The sequence below is a fragment of the Shewanella sediminis HAW-EB3 genome (assembly GCF_000018025.1).
Classification (GTDB): domain Bacteria; phylum Pseudomonadota; class Gammaproteobacteria; order Enterobacterales; family Shewanellaceae; genus Shewanella; species Shewanella sediminis.
The window spans coordinates 903,556-921,637 of the sequence record NC_009831.1 but is presented as its reverse complement, the minus strand read 5'-3'; the positions used below and the strand labels follow the sequence as shown (position 1 = coordinate 921,637).

Here is an 18,082-nt window from a genome sequence, read left to right as displayed (position 1 = left end):
ATGGCGACTCCTTGATGTTCTACTCGTGATCTTGCGAGCAGCCTAATAACCACTCGCGTCTCTATCTGGTGAGAAGTTGTCACCAGGCACCCTGTAAATATTAGTTAAAATAGTACCGTTAGCTTTTAGCTCAAGCAATCGGTAACCGGGTTGAAGGGCATCCAATGCAAAATAGGAAGATTTCGGTTTGAATTGAATACAGGTTGATGGTGTCGCCATCAAATGCACCATGCCATGCTTCCCAGGGTGTTTTTGGTCCAATTTTTGGTGTACATGCCCCCACAGCAATCCTTTTACCTGTGGTAGTTCAGCCACTTGCTTAATGAAATCGTTACCGTTATCCATACAGTGCTGATCCAGCCAAGCGCAATTTACTAATATCGGGTTATGATGCATGACAAGCAAGGTATAGCGATCGGGTTGGTCGGCGACGGCGCTCTTAATAATGTCAATCTCACTATCAGACATGTGCCCACCGGGCTTCCCCCGAACCGTAGAATCTAACATTATGATCTGCCAATTTCCGGCTAAGATTCTTCTTTGACCAAAAATCTTCGGGCCCTGCATATTAAGACGCATGATACGAGGATCATCATGATTGCCCGGAAGATAATGACAAGGCAACTCGAGGGGAGCAATAGCTCGTACAAAGTTATGATAGGATTCGCCGGAATAGTCTTGACTGATATCCCCGGTAGCCAGCATAAAATCGGCAGGATAATGTACGGCATTAATCGTATTGAGTACCGCATCTAGACTTTGCGCCGTATTGACTCCTAGCAGCTGAGCATCAGGATCGGCAAACAGGTGTGGGTCGGTAATCTGTACGACTCGCACACTCGCATTATCATCGATTGAATAAGAGATAGCCTCTTTTAACACAATTAAACCCTAAGATTCTGACAAACAAATCGCACTCATGTGGCTATCGATCTTTAATAACTCTTCCAGAAAAGCATTGACCTGATACTTTTCATCACGATGGTGCATACGTATATTTGGATAATCATATACCGGACGCAATTGATAAATCTGTCGACTAGTTAACACTTCTGCTAATTTAGCATCATGATAAACTCTTACACAGACCTGTGGAGAGTGGACGTAATCAGATTGACTCAGCTCTCTTGAGATCTCGATCAGTTGAGTATATTTGGTATTTTCGAGTAAGCGCACAACGAGGCAACCAAACTCCCCCTCAACTTGCCAGACATCACCTTGCCTCACATCGACAGGTAGCCAACGCAAAATGTAGAAATAATTTCGGCCGCAAAGAGATAAAAACCTGTTTACATCAGGCCGGTACCTCTTAGGATTTAAGCTACATGCAGTCTTACTCACGGGTATTTCTCTTTCAATAATGTTTGATTCAAGCTTAAGACATTAACCTTCAATGCTTACGACTTATGACTTAAAGTTAGTGTTTTATAGTTCAGCTCAAGCCACTGCAGTCCAATAACGGTAGACGCATTATTGATTATACCATCTTTCACTAAAGTAAATGCTTCCTCACGCCCCATGACATGAACTTGTATATCCTCATGCTCTTCACTCAGCCCGTGCACGCCCTTCGCCTGGCTTGCATCAACTTCAGCCCAGAAAAAATCATATTTCTCGCTTGAACCACCAGGGCTTGAAAAATAGTTCGCGATCTTCTCAATCCTCTTAGCTCTTATCCCGGCTTCCTCTTTAAGCTCTCTTGATGCCACATTTAAGGAGGACTCCCCAGGTTCAATCATGCCTGCAACCAACTCCAGTAACCATGGAGTCTGGGCCGATTGAAATGCAGGGATCCTTATCTGTTCGATTAAAATGACCTGATCTGTGATGGGATCATAGGGCAACACAATAACAGCATCTCCCCTCTCAAACACTTCCCGGACAATCTCACCGCTCCAGCCACCATCGAATAACCGATGCTTGAACCGGTATTCATCCAAGGTAAAGAAACCTTTAAAGAGAGTCCTCTTTTCCAACAATTCGACATCCTGACGGCTATATTTTTGTTTCATTTAAACCTCCATATTGGATCGTTTTTGCAGTAATAAACCATTAGCTGTTGCCAAAAGCAACGCTAAACAAATGGTGCAGACAAAATCGACAGAAAAAGCATAATTAAAATCAAAAACTGTTACAATTCATAGTTGACTTAAAAACAGGTAATTTCTTAATATCTATCTCTTAAATGAAATAGTCATTAAGTTTAGATGTATCGGGAAGCGTCGGGAAGCGCAAACCGCCTTACAGTTTTTGTGAGGTATCACTTAGCTATAAAAGTTAAATGGCTCCTCCAGTGGAGGATTTTGTCTAAAAAGGACAACTAATGAAATTCAAGATCCGAACGATATGTGCAGCTTTAACGCTTGCAGCCACAACGTCAGCCGTACAGGCCGATGATTTATTGCAGATTTACGAACAAGCGCTTACAAGTGATCCTATCGCCTTACAGGCAAAGGCTCAGCGAGATGCCCTGTACGAACAGATTGAAGAAAACCGTGCGCCGTTACTTCCTACCATCAGCGCAAGCGTAGGTTATGGTAAAAGTTGGACTAATGTTTCAGAAAGCGAATATAACAGCGGCCTGAATGCCGGTGTCACCCTGAACCAGGTGATTTACGACCACAGCGCATGGGTAGGACTAAGCTTAGCCGAGCTTGCGGCTTCTCAGGCCGATGCCGCTTATGCCTCGGAACTGCAAAAGCTAATCATCCGAGTATCCGGTGCCTATTTCGACGTTTTATCGGCTAAAGATAACTTCGAATTTAAAGGTTCTGAGAAACGTGCTATCGAACGTCAGCTAGAGCAGACGAAGCAAAGATTTGCCGTAGGTCTGACTGCCATTACCGATGTACACGAAGCTCAGGCTCAGTTTGACTTGGCTCGCGCCTCTGAAATTTTATCAGAAAACCAGTTGATCAACAGCTACGAAGCATTGCGTGAAATTACAGGTATCGATCATAAGTCTATCAATATCTTAGATACCACTCGTTTCACCGCGGTCACCCCAGCTCCAGCACAACCTAACGACTGGTTGAAAATGGCTGAGACAAACAGTGTCGACCTGATGACCAGACGTATCGGTAAAGATATCGCTCAAGAGACCATCAGCCTCTATAAAGCGGGTCACATGCCTTCGCTAAGTTTAAATGCGGGCTATACGACTAACCTTGAGCAGAAAGACGAGCTTAAAGATAAAAGCGATTTTGATAATGCCAATGTCGCTTTGACATTGAGCGTACCGATCTTTGAAGGCTTTAAAGTCACATCAAAAGTCAATCAAGCTCAGTATCAGTTTGTTGATGCGAGTGAAAAGCTTGAACAGACCTACCGTAAGGTCGTTAAAGATGTCCGCAACAACTTTAACAACGTAGGCGCTTCAATCAGCTCGATTAAAGCTTACGAGCAGTCGGTACTCTCTTCAGAGAGCGCCTTGAAGGCGACTCAAGCAGGTTTCGAGGTCGGTACCCGTACTATTGTTGATGTACTAAACCGAACGCGTGATCTCTATGATTCTAAGCGTCAGTTATCTGATGCGCGTTACGGTTATATCAACTCGATTCTGGCACTTAAGCAAGCCGCCGGAACCTTGAATGAAGATGACGTCATCGCGATCAACAACGGCCTGACAGCACAAGCTGTAACGCCATAAGTCGATGATTAGACCAGGCTAAAGCTTGGTCTCGGTTTGGGTATAAATACAAAAAAACCGCCACTAATTCAGTTAGTGGCGGTTTTTTATTACTCAAACATTTGGCAAATATTTGAGTAATATACTAATTAGTATTAGAACACCAGTTCGACACCGGCGAAGTAACCCTTAAACTGTGAGTTTGTACTCACACCATCGAAGTCATTTACATCGAAGCTAAAGTCACGGTAACCCACGCGCACCTTAGTATCTAACGCAGTACCATCAAACTGCCACCCTAAACCTACAGAGTAATCATAGACGCTGGACTCATCGATACCGACCATCACTTCGGCAAAACCGTAAAGACCCAGACCCGGAACGCCAACCTGTGCATCGGCATAGGCCATCACAATACCGCTATCGAGCTCTTTCTCTGAGTTTTGACGAGACACACCATTAGTATCTAATTGATTCACACGGAACGAACCATGCATCTTCTTATATGCGGCACCTAAATCTAATGCCACCATATCGTTATCTAACAACTCATAATAGAGGACGAAATCAGTATTACTGAGATCGGTATTCGATGAAATATCACCGGTAAACTCTTTACCGCCGAAGTTCATCGTAGTCCCCGTTGCAAGACTTGCATTACCACCCGAATCCAAACTATTTTCACGGATCTTGAAGTTAGGAATAAGTGGGATCCCGTGCTCAACAGCCACCCAAACACTGCCCTGAGAGTCAGAACTATAGTTAAAGTCTTGCTGCGGTTGACCATTTTCAGCAAAAGTTCCACTTGTATCCGCCTTCCAGTAATCACCACCGACTTTAAATCCTACCAGTGAAGCAGCCTGAACAGAGGTAGCAGCCAGTGAACCAAGCAGGGCACATGCAAGTAATGTTTTTTTCATTATGTAATTAACCTTTAGTTAATAAGTTAGTTAGATCGATAACAGCCGCATTAGCGCGGGAAATATAGTTAGCCATCACCAAAGAGTGATTAGCGACAACGCCGAAACCCGAACCATTTAAGATCATGGGGCTCCAGACTGATTGTTGTGTCTCTTCCAGTTCACGAATAATTTGTTGCAAACTGACTTCAGCATTCTTCTTTTTCAAAACATCGGCAAAATCAACTTCAATCGCCTTCATAAAATTCAGTAGCGCCCATGTCGCGCCACGTGTTTCATAAAATACATCGTCAATTTTCCACCAACTCGTCTTTATCTGCTTACTCGCATTGTTAGGTGTCGATTGGCTTGCTTCGCTATCTCCGGCGAGGTCGGTATTCAACCGTTCCTGTCCCACGCTTGCAGACAGGCGTTGCGACATGCTGCCGAGGCGCTTTTGAACCTCTTTCAGCCATTCATTAAGGTTATCGGCTCGAGCATAAAACTGGGCGTCCTGATTGGCTGGATCAGATATTTTAGCCCGATACACTTTTAATAGTTTAATCGCATCTCTGTATTCACCTTCCGCACTCGGAACCAGCCAGCTGGTGTGTTCAATATTAAGTTTAGAGTGCGCAGCTAACAGATCTTTATCGGCAGCGGATTGAGATTGAGAGCGACTGAACTCTTTTCTCATAATAAGCGCCAGATCTCGGGCTTGTTCGAGTGCACCAAATTCAAATGCCGGCATATTGTCCATAAATACAGATGGAGGCATTACGTCATTGGATAACCAACCACCACTCTTATCGAGTAGCTTCTCCATGGTAAGTATCAATGAGGTGGTTGTCGCATAGCCAACGACCTCACTGCTAACTTCTGACTTCAACTCTTGGTGACTCAATACATCAGGTGCAACACTCCACCAAACGCTGACGATATAACCAATAAAAATTATCAAGGCCGCGATTAAGGCGCCTTTTTTCCATGTCATTTGCATCTGTTACACTCCTGTATGGCCAATACTTACACTACTCATCAATGGTGGTGTGCGTGGCCTTTCATTTTTGCCATATCTTGCTTGCTCACCATCAAGGTGATCGGTAGTTCACTGCCATCATCAAATTTAAGGGTTAAGTCGACCGATGTCCCCGAGACCAGTGGTTGCTTCAACCCCAATAACATTACGTGTTCTCCCGACTCCATCAGAGCCAGCGTGCCGTGCTGCGGAATGTTAAAGCTTTCGACTTGACGCATTTTTACCATGCCATCTTCTTCAATAATGGTGTGAAGCTGTGCCTCTTTTACAAAATCGGCTTTTACAGCCACGAGTTGACGCTGCGGGCCATGGTTTTCAAGAGTAAAATAAGCCGCCGTATTGGGCACACTGGCAGGCATAGCCCTCACGTGCCCCTCAACCAATGCCACATTGGCAAAAGTCGCAAACGATGCACAGGACAACATCAAGAAATTAAACGCTTGTTTGAATATTCGTTTCAATGTATTAAACTCCATTTAACCCCATTCGTCTAAGAGGAAACAACGTAATGAGTACAATTCAGGTTCAGGATGAGCAAGGCGTCAGAATCATTACTATCAATAGACCAGATAAGCGCAATGCGCTCAGCCTCGATATGTATACTAGCCTCACAGAATACCTTATCCAAGGTGAGTCAGACAACGCTATTCACGCCTTTTTAATCAAAGGACAGCCAGACTGTTTTACCTCAGGCAACGATGTAGCAGACTTTTTAAAAAATAGTAACTTAGACGCAAAACACCCCGCATTTCGTTTCCTGTTCAACCTATTGGATCTCAAGAAGCCATTAGTTGCCGCAGTGACGGGCCCTGCAGTAGGTATTGGAACCACCGTACTGCTACATTGTGATCTCGTCTATGCAGACCCAAGTGCAAAGTTTCAGCTACCCTTTGTTAACCTCGCCCTGGTTCCTGAAGCTGGTGCAAGCTTATTACTGCCACAACTCGTTGGGCCACAGAAAGCCGCAGAGCTATTGTTACTGGGTGAAAGTTTCGATGCCAATACCGCCAATGCTCTTAACATAGTCAATGAAGTTGTTTCAGCTGGCGAGGTATTCGAATATGCACTGGCTAGGGCTGTCAAACTTGCCAATCAACCACCTCAAGCGCTACAAGCTACCCGTGAACTTTTACGTCCCCATAAAGATCTGGTACGAAAACAGATGGAGCGGGAACTGGAGCAGTTTGCAGTAAGGTTGAAAAGTGATGAAGCTAAAAACCGCTTTAAGGCTTTTCTAAATAAAGAGTAAACCTGTGGGTTAGATTAAGTCAGTCTTCTAATGCTCATGCTTCTGAAGCCGATAGTAGACAGCTAGTCAGCTTGGCTAGCTTGACCTACGCCCCATCCTGCAAGAATAAGCAGTAATACAGGCCAAAAAAGAGAGAACCCTGCAAATACCATAATTAAGGCACAGGTAATACATAACCCGGAAACCAACGCCAGAAAACTAAATGCTATCGTTAACCAGAGTATAAGGAGTAAAACGATTCCCAAGGTAAGGACCACTGCCCATACACTCATATCCATCAAAAATAGTGGTTCAACGCTCAACAAGGTTCCGGTCAGGAATTGAGTCGTTCCCCAGGTTTGTACCGCCGCAATTAAAAGCGTTGTTGCCAAAATGGCGATACCGATCCCAATGAAGAGATCCAAAATTTTTCTCATTTTCAATCTTCTCTGAGCTTTCAAAAATTTCTTTCCCACTTAGGTAAAACTAATGCGAGAACAAAATAGATAAGCAATCCCATAGCCGGGTTCATCAATACCAGTGCGGCCCAAACCACTCGCGTCCATAAACATGACCAATTAAACTTATCCGCCGTCATGGCCGCCACGCCACACACTAAACTTTTTGGCTGCGTTAAACGTGATATCAACTTATCCATTGAACTAAAACTACTCATACTTCCTCCCGATTAAATATATATTACGGCAGACCTACAATCAGTCATCAACCCTATCCCACCTGAATGTGCATATCAGCAGTGCACAAAGAGTAAAACCAAACACAGGGGTCAATAACAAGGCCGCGATCTCTGAGGTGAACCACATAATTACTCCTTTACCATCGCGCTGGTGATCGCCTGCTCATTCTTCTCTTTCGCTAGCTGAGTTTCATCTGCCGCATCTGCTTCAAACATGGCATCTGATAACTGTGCCTGCAGTGACATGCTCAACTCTCTTTGAGCGACCTGCATCATATCTTGCATCTGCGCAGAGATATTTTGCTCTATGTTGCTAGTGAGATCGGCGGGAATAAGCGTATCAGCATGGGCACTTACACTTGCTCCCATTAATACTGCGGCGGCTAATGATACTTTTGCTATTTGACTTAAAGTTGAATTAAACATGATGCCTTCCTTTTCAGTGATGTCTTATGACCTAGTCTCTTTACATAGAAGGTATTGCGAGTAGCGTGCCAACTTTTTAGAAACACAATAAGACACTGAGAAACAAGGCTTTAATAATTTTTGGCAACATTTTAAAAACAAAACAGCTAAATAAATTGATGCTCTTTTAGTAAATTTCACCATGGGCTGGTTAAAATTACTAAGAGGGAAAAAATATGGATTAACTTAAGGCTGAAAAACAAAAAAACCGCCATAAAGGCGGTTAATAAAGGTCAAAATAGAGTTAGATACTCATGTTTTTTCTTGCTTGTTCAATGACTTCTATACCGGCGCCAGGTTTATGCGCATTTTCACTAATATATCGTCTCCAGACACGAGAACCCGGCTCTCCCTGGAATAAGCCAGTCATATGACGACTGATATGGTTCAAACGACCACCCGATTGGAGATGTTTCTCTATATAAGGAATAAATTTCTCTAAAACAGCATCTCGACTCAAAACGGGTCTGTCACTACCACAGAGTTGTTGATCCACTTCGGCTAACATATAAGGGTTTTGATAGGCTTCACGCCCCACCATCACACCATCGAGCTTAGTCAAATGAGTACGGCACTCATCGAGGGACTTAACACCACCATTGATTGAGATGCTCAACTCCGGATAATCTTGTTTAAGTTGATAGACGCGGTCGTAATCTAATGGAGGGATCTCCCTGTTCTCTTTCGGGCTTAACCCCTTCAACCACGCCTTTCTGGCATGCACGATAAACGTATCGCAACCCGCGTCGCGAACAGTCTCTACAAACTCGGTAAGAAACGGGTAACTGTCCTGCTCATCGATCCCGATACGTGTCTTTACCGTCACAGGAATATCTACGACCTCTCGCATCGCCGTTACACACTCGGCAACAAGCTTAGGCTCGGCCATAAGACAGGCCCCAAAACGACCATTTTGAACCCTGTCTGAAGGACAACCTACATTTAGATTAATCTCATCATAGCCTCTATCTGCCGCGAGCTTAGCGCAAATTGCCAGGTCATGGGCATTGGAACCACCAAGCTGAAGCGCCAATGCGTGCTCTTCGCTATTGTAAGCAAGGTAATCGCCTTTACCATGGATAATGGCCCCCGTCGTGACCATCTCCGTATACAGCAATAACTCAGCTGACATCAGGCGCGCCATATAACGATAGTGGCGATCGGTCCAATCCAGCATTGGAGCGATAGAGAAGGTTCGGTTGATCGTTGAGGTCAGAGTAGATGACATAGTTTATGTTGGCCTGCTTTGCGGTGACAATTGTCGTTAAACCAATAAGGCTCAGAGTATAAATCGAGCGTGGCCGCGCATTTTACACTGACCGCAGGTGAAATGCACAACCGATTCACCAAACCGCTCACAAAGCTATATCAATATCACCGCCTCTCCACTCAGTATTATAGGGTAATCGGTAATTAATAACTGCCGAGCGCCTGGACGGCCTCACTCAACCTCAAATGGACTAATTTAGGAGAGTTCATTCAAATAAAGTGAGTGTTACCCAATATGATCAAAACTTTTAGGAGTAAAGTCACAGAACAGTCTTCATATGCCATGGAATAATGAATAGCTATATCTCAATGGTATGATTAGTAGCAGCCTCAGCTGCCCTGTATATAGATAAATGCTGAAGCCGATACAAAAATAGCCTAAGCTTTATAGATAGGTATGCCCAAGAAACGGTAGGCATACGGGTAAAGTCACCAAGCATAGAAGTGTGACACTATGATAAATATCGATCTAAGTACCCCATCATATAGAATACTGAAATTCACGCTTTAGAGTTACTTGGTAATGGACGACATAAAACTCATTATCGAGAAACAAGTTTTTAGACTATGGATAATCAAATATGAATGTAAATTTCATTAACCCTTTTCTTGAATCACTGCTCAATGTCATCTCGACGATGGCAAATATGCAACTCACGCCCGGAAAGCCAAAAATAAAAACTGACAACCTGGCTAAAGGCGATGTATCAGGCCTGATAGGCATGGTCGGTCCTCAAACGAAGGGCTCACTCTCCATCACTTTCGAACAGGGACTCATCCTGGAAATAATGCAAAACATGTTGGGAGAAAACCCGGGAGAGATCAACGATGAGATAACCGATCTGGTCGGTGAGATCACCAATATGGTCACAGGTGGTGCAAAAAATATCCTCGGTGATAAAGGCTATGAGTTTGAGATGGCCACGCCGGTTGTCGTTTCAGGTTTAGGACATCGAATATCCCACAAGGCCAACGGGAAAAAAATTATCATGCCCTTCGCCAGCCCACATGGAACCGCCTATATTGAGATTTGTTTCGAAACTTAACAGCAGCAAGAACCATAACACCCTCGATACTCGAGTCATTAAGGGGACAAAGATTCCCCTTAAAGACTCTCGACTGATACTCCACAGTCAATGGGTATTAAAAAGGCTGATTAACCATTATCCAAAATTGCTTCGCGTCTTCGGCATAAGCAAACTCGGTTCTTACGATAACGTTTTCAACTTCAAACCTTGCACCAACACCTAGCGTCCATTTCATATCATCATGTAGTTCACTGGCACTGAAATCATCTGCAACCTGGCCGGCTTCAGCAAAAACGACCCATTGCCACCAAGGTACATCATAGAGATTAAATACGGGTAAACTCTGTAAAGGCTGCCAGCGGGGTTGAACTCGATACTCTGCAGAGTAAAGCAGTGCACTACGACCATAGAATTGCTTGCTGGAGTAGCCTCTCAGATGATCGAAACCACCCAATGTCACGCCGGCAAAAGATGGAGGTCGCTGATACGCTTGCGTGCTTGAGTCATAGTCGTTCCAGGTTGGTGTATCGGCAAGGTAAAAATTGAAGGCTAATATTTGCTGACCGAACCAGTCACTCTCCCCCATTGACAGGAAGGCGCTCTGTTCAAACTCCCACATAGTCCAACTTTCTCTATCATCGGCTCCCCCCTCTCTCGCACCAAAATCTCGGCTGACCGTCAGACTTGTGCGGCCTCCTCGGGTACTATTTTTTCCATTATCCCGATTGTCCCAGTCAAACTTAAATTTTAACCCCTGAGTTTCAGTCGGCAGATCTTCATATCCCAGGAGTTCCTGAGTTTGAATAAAGGGGGTGAGCTGTAAGCTGGTAACACCTGACTCTCTTGGATCCCAACTCAGAGGATCCGTTATTAGCGAGGGCATTAAGCTTCTCGCGGCGCCTTTCGCTCCCTTTCCCCAGGGCAGCACATATTTAATGTGTAGCTTGGCGTAAAACTCGTCTCCAACCGTTATAACCCGATTGGTTGCCATCGCATCTGAGCGGTTAACACCTTTGCTCGATCTATTCGCATCTTCAGGAACAAAGTAGATCCCCTCTTTATAACTGGCTCGACTAAACTCGCCGGAAAACAGCCATTGATCCAGCTTGGGTAGTTGATAGTTGTTGAGCCCTAAATAGGTGATCCAACTTTCATTACTACTGTAGAGACCAATACCAAACGCAGAGGCCTGTGGCTGACCGGCATGCTTAATGACGCCAGCCCCTCCCACAGTAGTACTCAGGGTTTCTGTAGAGAAAACAAATGGCACGGCGACAAACTCGGGGGAGTAATCTTTACTCCTGTTTATCCCGGTTTGATGCACTTGTGGCGTACCGTTAGCATTGGCATTCTTTGTTTGAGTCGCTTGAGTTACTTGAGTTTCCTGAGCCTCATCGGCCAAGGCATAGGGCAAACTGAGTGCACTGCAGAATAACAGTGCATTGATACATAAAACTTTAATCTTCAACGAAAACACTTCCTGATACAGAAGGCTATCGACTCAAGACATCCCGCCCATGAATCGATACAACAAAGGAATTAAATCTATGTGCTTAGTCCAAGCACACGGCAACTCGAGGGGTCAATTTAGTCACTAACTCATAAGCGATTGTGCCTATATGCTCTGCCACCTCTTCAACGGGTAATGCTTTTCCCCATAAAATCGCATCATCGCCAATCAGGTCTGTCGCGTTTATGCCTAAATCGACGGTCAGCATATCCATAGAGACGCGACCCACGATAGGAACCCGTCTCCCGTTGACCCATACTGGCGTACCTTCGGGTGCATTACGTGGGTATCCATCGCCGTAACCAATAGCCACGACGCCTAACTTAGTGTCTTCTTTTGCATACCAGGAACTGCCATAACCAACAGGCTCACCAGCCTTATGATCACGTACGGCAATAAGTTGCGACACTAACTCCATGGCAGGCATCAAACCATGATTGCCCCCCAGATCCCCAATCACAGGCGATACACCGTATAGCGCGATACCGGGACGTATCCAATCTGCCTGACTCTCAGGCCAATACAGGGTACCGGCTGAGTTTGCCAAACTACGTTGACCGGGCAAGTCTTTTATAAGATCGTTAAAGAGATTAATCTGAACCTTTGTCGATGGGTTATCGGGTTCATCGGCACAAGCAAAATGTGACATCAGGTTGATAGGTTTAGCGACTTGAGGACAGGCCTCTAACCGGGCATAAACAGCAGCAAACTGCTCAGGAGTGAAACCTAATCTATGCATACCCGAGTCAATTTTAAGCCATACGGTTGCAGGTTTTGCCAGTATCGAGCTTTCCAGCAATTCCAGCTGCACTTCATTATGAACAACGGTATCGATATCGTGTTCGACCAGAGTGGTTAAATCGACTTGACTGAAGAAGCCTTCGAGCAAAATCAATTTTGATTTAACCCCCCCTTCCCTCAGTGCTAATGCCTCCTCCGGACGAGCGAGTCCGAAACCATCGGCGTTATCCAGACAATGGGCAACATTAAGCAAGCCGTGACCATAGCCGTTGGCTTTTACAACCGCCATGACTTTGCTCCCGGGAGCTATTTCACGGAGACGAGCTAAGTTATTCTGCAGTGCTTTACTACTGATCTCTGCACGGGGAAAGGGTTTCAAACGATAACCTTAATCTGTTAGTAACAAGACTCGATACTGCACTAAAGTGATAATACTAATATGAGTGTCAAATCTATAATGAGTTCACTTAGTTATCAATGAAGAGGTAACTAAGTGAATCAAGTTTAATCTTTACTGTAGGAGCCGTCAGTATCGTTATCGATAAACGACACCGTTACCGGTAAACAATACAAAAGACGAAATTAGTCTTCCTCGAACTGTGGGCCGGCGTAGTTATCAAAACGAGAGAACTGTCCCTGGAAGGTTAAACGTACCCGTCCGATAGGACCGTTACGTTGCTTACCAATGATGATCTCTGCCGTACCCTTATTTTCTGAGTCATCGTTATACACCTCATCACGGTAAATAAACATGATGAGATCCGCATCTTGCTCAATCGCTCCGGATTCACGAAGATCTGAGTTTACCGGGCGTTTATCGGCACGTTGCTCCAATGAACGGTTAAGCTGAGAAAGTGCAACAACCGGGATCTCAAGCTCTTTTGCCAGCGCCTTCAGTGAGCGGGAGATCTCTGAGATCTCCAGGGTACGGTTATCTTTGAGCGCCGGAACCTGCATCAACTGAAGGTAATCGATCATGATCATCGACAAGCCCCCATATTCACGTGCAATACGGCGCGCTCGGCTTCGAACATCGGTCGGCGTTAAACCAGAGCCATCATCGATATACATCTTACCTTGCTCGAGCATGATCCCCATGGTCGAGGAAACCCGCGCCCAATCGTCATCATCGAGTTGACCGGTACGAATTTTGGTTTGATCGACCCGCCCCAGTGAGGCGAGCATACGCATCATGATCTGTTCTGAAGGCATCTCAAGACTAAAAATAAGTACAGGTTTATCTTCATTGAGCGCCGCTTGTTCACACAAGTTCATCGCAAAGGTCGTTTTACCCATAGACGGACGCGCCGCAACGATGATCAAATCACCGGACTGGAAACCCGCCGTCATCTTATCCAGATCGCCAAACCCACTCGATACCCCGGTTACACCACCGGTTGGATTGTTATAAAGATCTTCAATCTTATCGACTGTCTTTTCAAGAATGGCCTTGATCCCTTCGGGACCTTCGTTGGCGTTAGCACGCGACTCGGCAATCTTAAAGACTTTGGTTTCAGCTAAGTCTAACAGGTCACCGGAGTTGCGACCTTCAGGATTAAAACCGGCATCGGCAATCTCATTGGCCACCTTGATCATTTCACGCACGACGGCGCGTTCACGAACAATTTCAGCATAAGATAAAATATTACCCGCACTGGGCGTATTCTTCGCTATCTCGCCTAAGTAGGCAAACCCTCCGGCTTCCTCCAGTTGGTCTTCGACCTCTAACTGCTCGGAAACCGTGATCAGATCGATCGGATGACCGGCGCTGGTTAAGCTCCCCATCGCTTGGAATATCATACGATGAGATCGAGAGTAGAAGTCTTCAGCCACAACCGCTTCAGCCACTCTATCCCATGCATCTGAATCCAACATCAAGCCGCCCAGTACTGACTGCTCCGCTTCTAAAGAATGCGGCGGTAGCTTGAGTGCATCCATCTGGATATCTCTCGGCTTCTTTTTGGCCTTGAAGGCACCTTGTTGTGACATTAAATTTCCAAACTCCCAACAGTTAAGCAAAATATGGTATAAAACGTGCTCAAACAAAAACGGAACCCATGAGTTCCTACCCATATAACAAAAAACAAGGAACGAACATGCGCAATGCATTGATCTCAGCAGTCGTGCTGTCATCTGGTGTCGTATTGGCATCAATCGACGCACATGCAGATGAGGGCCAGTGGCAACCTTATCAAATGCCCTCTATCGCAGAAAAACTTAGCGAGAGAGGCATTGAGATACCAGCAAAACAACTTGCCGATCTCACGCAGTATCCAATGAATGCGGTTGTAGGGCTGGGGTATTGTACCGCCAGTTTCGTGTCACCCCAAGGCTTAGTTGTCACAAACCACCACTGCGCTTACCGTGCTATTCAATATAACAGTAAAAAAGAGCACAATTATATTGCCGATGGCTTCCTGGCAAAATCTAAAGATGCAGAACCATCGGCGGGTCCTAACGAGCGACTCTATATTACCGAAGCGGTTACCGATGTATCTAAAGCAGTAACAGACAACTTAAGCCAAGACCCTTTGGTGCGCTATGAAGAGATCCAATCTAATAGAAAATCTCTTATCAAAGAGTGTGAAAGCGATAAAAACTACCGCTGTTCGGTGCGCAGCTTTCATAATGGACTCGAATACTATCTCATTAAGCAGCTGATTATCCGTGATGTTCGTTTAGTCTATGCGCCACCTAAGAGTGTCGGATCATTTGGCGGCGACGTAGATAACTATGAGTACCCTCGTCATTCGGGTGATTTTACCTTCCTGCGAGCCTATGTAGGCAAAGATGGACAGCCAGCCGCTTTCGCTGAAGATAATATTCCATTCACACCTAAAAGCTACCTTAAAATTAACGCCGATGGTGTAAATGCCGGTGATGGTGTCTTTGTTGCTGGCTACCCGGGATCGACCAGCCGTTACCGCTTAACCAGTGAACTGCAATTTGCGAGTGACTGGCTATATCCAACCCTCGCCTCACGCTATCAACTGCGTATCGACACAATCAAGGCCATGGGTAATGCCGACGGTGAAGTTGCGATCAAGTATGCGGGTACCTTGGCTTCCATGGCTAACCGCATGAAGAAGTACAACGGACTCCTCGATGGATTCAGAGCCACCGATATTACCGGCATTAAGCAGAACCGCGAAGATAATTTCCTCAAGTGGCTTACGGCCGATAAGACCTACCAGTCATATCAAGCCCAGTTCGACCAGCTTGAATCCTTGTTAGATAAAAAGCGCACTGGCATGCAGAGCCGTCATTACTTTGAAAATGCGCAGTCCAGTGCCCTGCTCGCCGCGGCAAATAAACTCTATCGTCTGTCAAAAGAGAAAGCTAAGCCGGATAGCGAGCGTGAAGAGGGATATCAAGAGCGAGACATGAAGATGTTTAAGGCGCGTCTTAAACGTATCGATTCCAGCTTCGATATCTCGGTCGACAAGACCCTATGGCTACAAGACTTAAATGCCTATATGGGGCAAGACAACCGTGTTAACGCTTTCGATGCCATGCTCAACTTTGATGACAAAACGGTCACCTTGTCGGATAAACTCGATGGACTCTACTCCCTTACCTCCTTGACGGACCAAGACAAACGTCTTGCCTGGATGCAAGCGGATGCTAAAACATTCGAAACCAGTGCCGATCCATTCATTCGCCTGGCCGTGGCGCTTTATGATAGCAACATGGCACAAGAGAAAGAGAAGAAGACGCTTCTTGGAGAACTTTCTCAAGCCAGACCCGGCTATATGAAAGCAATTATCGCGTACAACAAAGCCAACGGCTGGCCTGTATACCCGGATGCAAACGGTACACTGCGTATCACCTATGGCATGGTAGATGGCTATCAATCACGAGATGCACTGTACAAACAGCCTTTCACACGCCTTGAAGGGATCGCCGCTAAACACACAGGTGTCGAACCTTTTAACGCGCCGAAGAAAGTGCTAGATGCGATTGCAGCGCAGCGTTATGGTACTCATAAGGTGGACTCTGTAATTAAAGACCCGAGCTCTTGGATATGCCGACTATTTTCTTGCTTAGATAAGCCTGAAGCGTTCAACTCTGTCCCGGTTAACTTCCTCTCCAGTGTCGATACCACAGGTGGAAACTCGGGCTCGCCAGTATTTAACGGCAAAGGTGAGTTAGTCGGACTGAACTTCGACTCAACGTATGAAGCTATCACTAAAGATTGGTTCTTTAACCCAACCATTACTCGAGCCGTTCATGTCGATTTCCGCTACATCCTATGGATGATGGATGAAGTTGACCATGCCGATAATTTGATAGCAGAGTTGGAATTAGTCCGTAATTAAGTTTGAAAGGGCCTAGAACCTAGGCCCTGGATTTTCAAGGAATAGGTATAAAAGCTGAGATGACGGCCTTCGGCCTATCGCTTCGCAGACGGCTTCGCCTGTTTGACGAGCTTCGCTCTAACAGGAAAGATAAAGTCATCTGACCGCCATGGATGGCAGAAATGTCGGTTATGTAGGGAACAAGAACCGACGCGGCCCTACCAGCGCAGCGTCATCTCAGCTCTACCAGCGAAGCGTCATCTCGGCTCTACCAGCGAAGCGTCGTCTCAGCTCTACCAGCGCAGCGTCATCTCAGCCCTACCAGCGAAGCGTCATCCTAGCTCTAACAGCGCAGCGTCATCTTAGCTCTGACAGCGTAGCGTCATCTTAGCTCTAACAGCGCAGCGTCATCTTAGCTCTGACAGCGTAGCGTCATCTTAGCTCTAACAGCGCAGCGTCATCCTAGCTCTGACAGCGCAGCGTCATCCTAGCTCTACCAGTGAAGCGTCTTCTCAGCTCTACCAGTGAAGCGTCTTCTCAGCTCTACCAGCGCAGCGTCATCTCAGCTCTACCAGCAAAGCGCCATCTCGGCTCTAGCAGCGAAGCGTCATCTCAGCCCTACCAGCGAAGCTTTATCTCAGCCCTACCAGCGAAGCGTCATCTCGGCCCTACCAGCGAAGCGTCATCTCAGCTCTAAATCACTTTCCTACAGACATAAAAAAACACCGCCTAATTAAATTAGCGCGGTGTTTTCTTTTAAAGCTTTAGACTTAATACCGAAGCATGTAAGTCGTTTCGCTTTAAACTAATGTATTAGTCTTCTGCAACAACAGAAAGCTTAACAATAGCTTTAACTTCAGTGTGAACCTGAACTTCAACTTCGAATTCACCAGTAGTACGTAAAGCACCTAGTGGAAGACGAACTTCGCTCTTAGCAAGTTCAACACCAGCAGCTGTAACTGCATCAGCGATGTCACGGTTACCAATTGAACCGAACAGCTTACCTTCGTCACCAGCTTTAGAAGCGATAACGATAGATTCAAGTGCGTTGATTTTCTCAGCGCGCTCGTTAGCAGCAGTCAGGTCAGCAACTAACTTAGCTTCTAATTCAGCACGACGTGCTTCAAAGACTTCAGTGTTAGCAGTGTTAGCAACAACAGCTTTACCTTGTGGCAGAAGGAAGTTACGTGCGTAACCAGCTTTAACTGCAACTTGGTCACCTAGATTTCCTAGGTTAGCAATTTTATCAAGTAAAATAACGTTCATTATTAATTCCTCTA

Annotated in this window: 18 protein-coding genes; 4 read left to right on the top strand and 14 right to left on the bottom strand. The window is 45.6% G+C overall.

The genetic code is table 11. From position 1 onward, the window contains the following. Positions 1 to 42 precede the first annotated feature (42 nt). The 3 genes from cpdA to nudF are packed head-to-tail and all read right to left on the bottom strand — an operon-like array spanning position 43 to position 2,012. The gene (gene cpdA, locus SSED_RS03995; RefSeq protein WP_012141124.1) at positions 43 to 882 is read right to left on the bottom strand and encodes a 3',5'-cyclic-AMP phosphodiesterase; all 840 of its coding nucleotides are present in this window, start codon (positions 880 to 882) and stop codon (positions 43 to 45) included. Positions 883 to 891: 9 nt separating this feature from the next. After that, positions 892 to 1,341: a DUF1249 domain-containing protein gene (locus SSED_RS03990; RefSeq protein ID WP_012141123.1), complete on the bottom strand. Its 450-nt coding sequence runs from the start codon at positions 1,339 to 1,341 to the stop codon at positions 892 to 894. 56 nt (positions 1,342 to 1,397) lie between these two features. After that, the gene (gene nudF / locus SSED_RS03985) at positions 1,398 to 2,012 is read right to left on the bottom strand and encodes an ADP-ribose diphosphatase (RefSeq protein ID WP_012141122.1); all 615 of its coding nucleotides are present in this window, start codon (positions 2,010 to 2,012) and stop codon (positions 1,398 to 1,400) included. A gap of 311 nt (positions 2,013 to 2,323) precedes the next feature. Here nudF and tolC point away from each other — a divergent pair, with 311 nt between their 5' ends. Next, entirely contained in the window at positions 2,324 to 3,649 is a 1,326-nt protein-coding gene (gene tolC, locus SSED_RS03980; protein ID WP_012141121.1) for an outer membrane channel protein TolC, read from the top strand. Between the two features lie 134 nt (positions 3,650 to 3,783). On the opposite strand, the gene SSED_RS03975 is transcribed toward tolC, so the two are convergent. From SSED_RS03975 to SSED_RS03965, 3 genes are read right to left on the bottom strand one after another with little or no spacing between them, the layout of a single operon-like run. After that, positions 3,784 to 4,548: a TIGR04219 family outer membrane beta-barrel protein gene (locus tag SSED_RS03975; protein WP_012141120.1), complete on the bottom strand. Its 765-nt coding sequence runs from the start codon at positions 4,546 to 4,548 to the stop codon at positions 3,784 to 3,786. Positions 4,549 to 4,555: 7 nt separating this feature from the next. Next, the gene (locus tag SSED_RS03970) at positions 4,556 to 5,527 is read right to left on the bottom strand and encodes a DUF2333 family protein (protein ID WP_012141119.1); all 972 of its coding nucleotides are present in this window, start codon (positions 5,525 to 5,527) and stop codon (positions 4,556 to 4,558) included. A gap of 38 nt (positions 5,528 to 5,565) precedes the next feature. Continuing rightward, entirely contained in the window at positions 5,566 to 6,042 is a 477-nt protein-coding gene (locus SSED_RS03965) for a copper chaperone PCu(A)C (protein WP_012141118.1), read from the bottom strand. A 32-nt stretch (positions 6,043 to 6,074) separates the two neighbouring features. Between SSED_RS03965 and SSED_RS03960 the strand changes: the two genes are divergently transcribed. Further along, positions 6,075 to 6,815, top strand: a complete 741-nt coding sequence (locus SSED_RS03960; protein ID WP_012141117.1) for an enoyl-CoA hydratase — start codon at positions 6,075 to 6,077, stop codon at positions 6,813 to 6,815. A 62-nt stretch (positions 6,816 to 6,877) separates the two neighbouring features. Here the strand turns inward: SSED_RS03960 and SSED_RS03955 are convergent, their stop codons facing one another. From SSED_RS03955 to dusA, 4 genes are all read right to left on the bottom strand, one after another. Beyond that, positions 6,878 to 7,231, bottom strand: a complete 354-nt coding sequence (locus SSED_RS03955; protein WP_012141116.1) for a hypothetical protein — start codon at positions 7,229 to 7,231, stop codon at positions 6,878 to 6,880. Positions 7,232 to 7,251: 20 nt separating this feature from the next. Continuing rightward, positions 7,252 to 7,470, bottom strand: a complete 219-nt coding sequence (locus tag SSED_RS03950) for a PspC domain-containing protein (protein WP_012141115.1) — start codon at positions 7,468 to 7,470, stop codon at positions 7,252 to 7,254. Positions 7,471 to 7,620: 150 nt separating this feature from the next. Further along, positions 7,621 to 7,917, bottom strand: coding sequence for a hypothetical protein (locus SSED_RS03945; protein WP_012141114.1), 297 nt, complete (start codon positions 7,915 to 7,917; stop codon positions 7,621 to 7,623). Positions 7,918 to 8,200: 283 nt separating this feature from the next. Continuing rightward, positions 8,201 to 9,184, bottom strand: a complete 984-nt coding sequence (gene dusA / locus SSED_RS03940; protein WP_012141113.1) for a tRNA dihydrouridine(20/20a) synthase DusA — start codon at positions 9,182 to 9,184, stop codon at positions 8,201 to 8,203. A gap of 622 nt (positions 9,185 to 9,806) precedes the next feature. Between dusA and SSED_RS03935 the strand changes: the two genes are divergently transcribed. Beyond that, positions 9,807 to 10,271 (top strand): chemotaxis protein CheX, encoded by a 465-nt coding sequence (locus SSED_RS03935; RefSeq protein WP_012141112.1) that lies wholly within the window; start codon positions 9,807 to 9,809, stop codon positions 10,269 to 10,271. Between the two features lie 97 nt (positions 10,272 to 10,368). On the opposite strand, the gene SSED_RS03930 is transcribed toward SSED_RS03935, so the two are convergent. The 3 genes from SSED_RS03930 to dnaB form a co-directional block, all read right to left on the bottom strand. After that, positions 10,369 to 11,721 (bottom strand): BamA/TamA family outer membrane protein, encoded by a 1,353-nt coding sequence (locus SSED_RS03930; RefSeq protein ID WP_012141111.1) that lies wholly within the window; start codon positions 11,719 to 11,721, stop codon positions 10,369 to 10,371. An 85-nt stretch (positions 11,722 to 11,806) separates the two neighbouring features. After that, positions 11,807 to 12,883 carry an alanine racemase gene (alr, locus tag SSED_RS03925; protein WP_012141110.1) on the bottom strand — a complete coding sequence of 359 codons (1,077 nt, stop codon included), beginning with the start codon at positions 12,881 to 12,883 and terminating at the stop codon, positions 11,807 to 11,809. A gap of 203 nt (positions 12,884 to 13,086) precedes the next feature. Beyond that, positions 13,087 to 14,493 (bottom strand): replicative DNA helicase, encoded by a 1,407-nt coding sequence (gene dnaB / locus SSED_RS03920; protein WP_012141109.1) that lies wholly within the window; start codon positions 14,491 to 14,493, stop codon positions 13,087 to 13,089. A gap of 107 nt (positions 14,494 to 14,600) precedes the next feature. Here dnaB and SSED_RS03915 point away from each other — a divergent pair, with 107 nt between their 5' ends. After that, positions 14,601 to 16,823 (top strand): S46 family peptidase, encoded by a 2,223-nt coding sequence (locus SSED_RS03915; protein ID WP_012141108.1) that lies wholly within the window; start codon positions 14,601 to 14,603, stop codon positions 16,821 to 16,823. 792 nt (positions 16,824 to 17,615) lie between these two features. Here the strand turns inward: SSED_RS03915 and rplI are convergent. Next, positions 17,616 to 18,068 carry a 50S ribosomal protein L9 gene (gene rplI / locus SSED_RS03910; RefSeq protein ID WP_012141107.1) on the bottom strand — a complete coding sequence of 151 codons (453 nt, stop codon included), beginning with the start codon at positions 18,066 to 18,068 and terminating at the stop codon, positions 17,616 to 17,618. Positions 18,069 to 18,082: the final 14 nt, after the last annotated feature.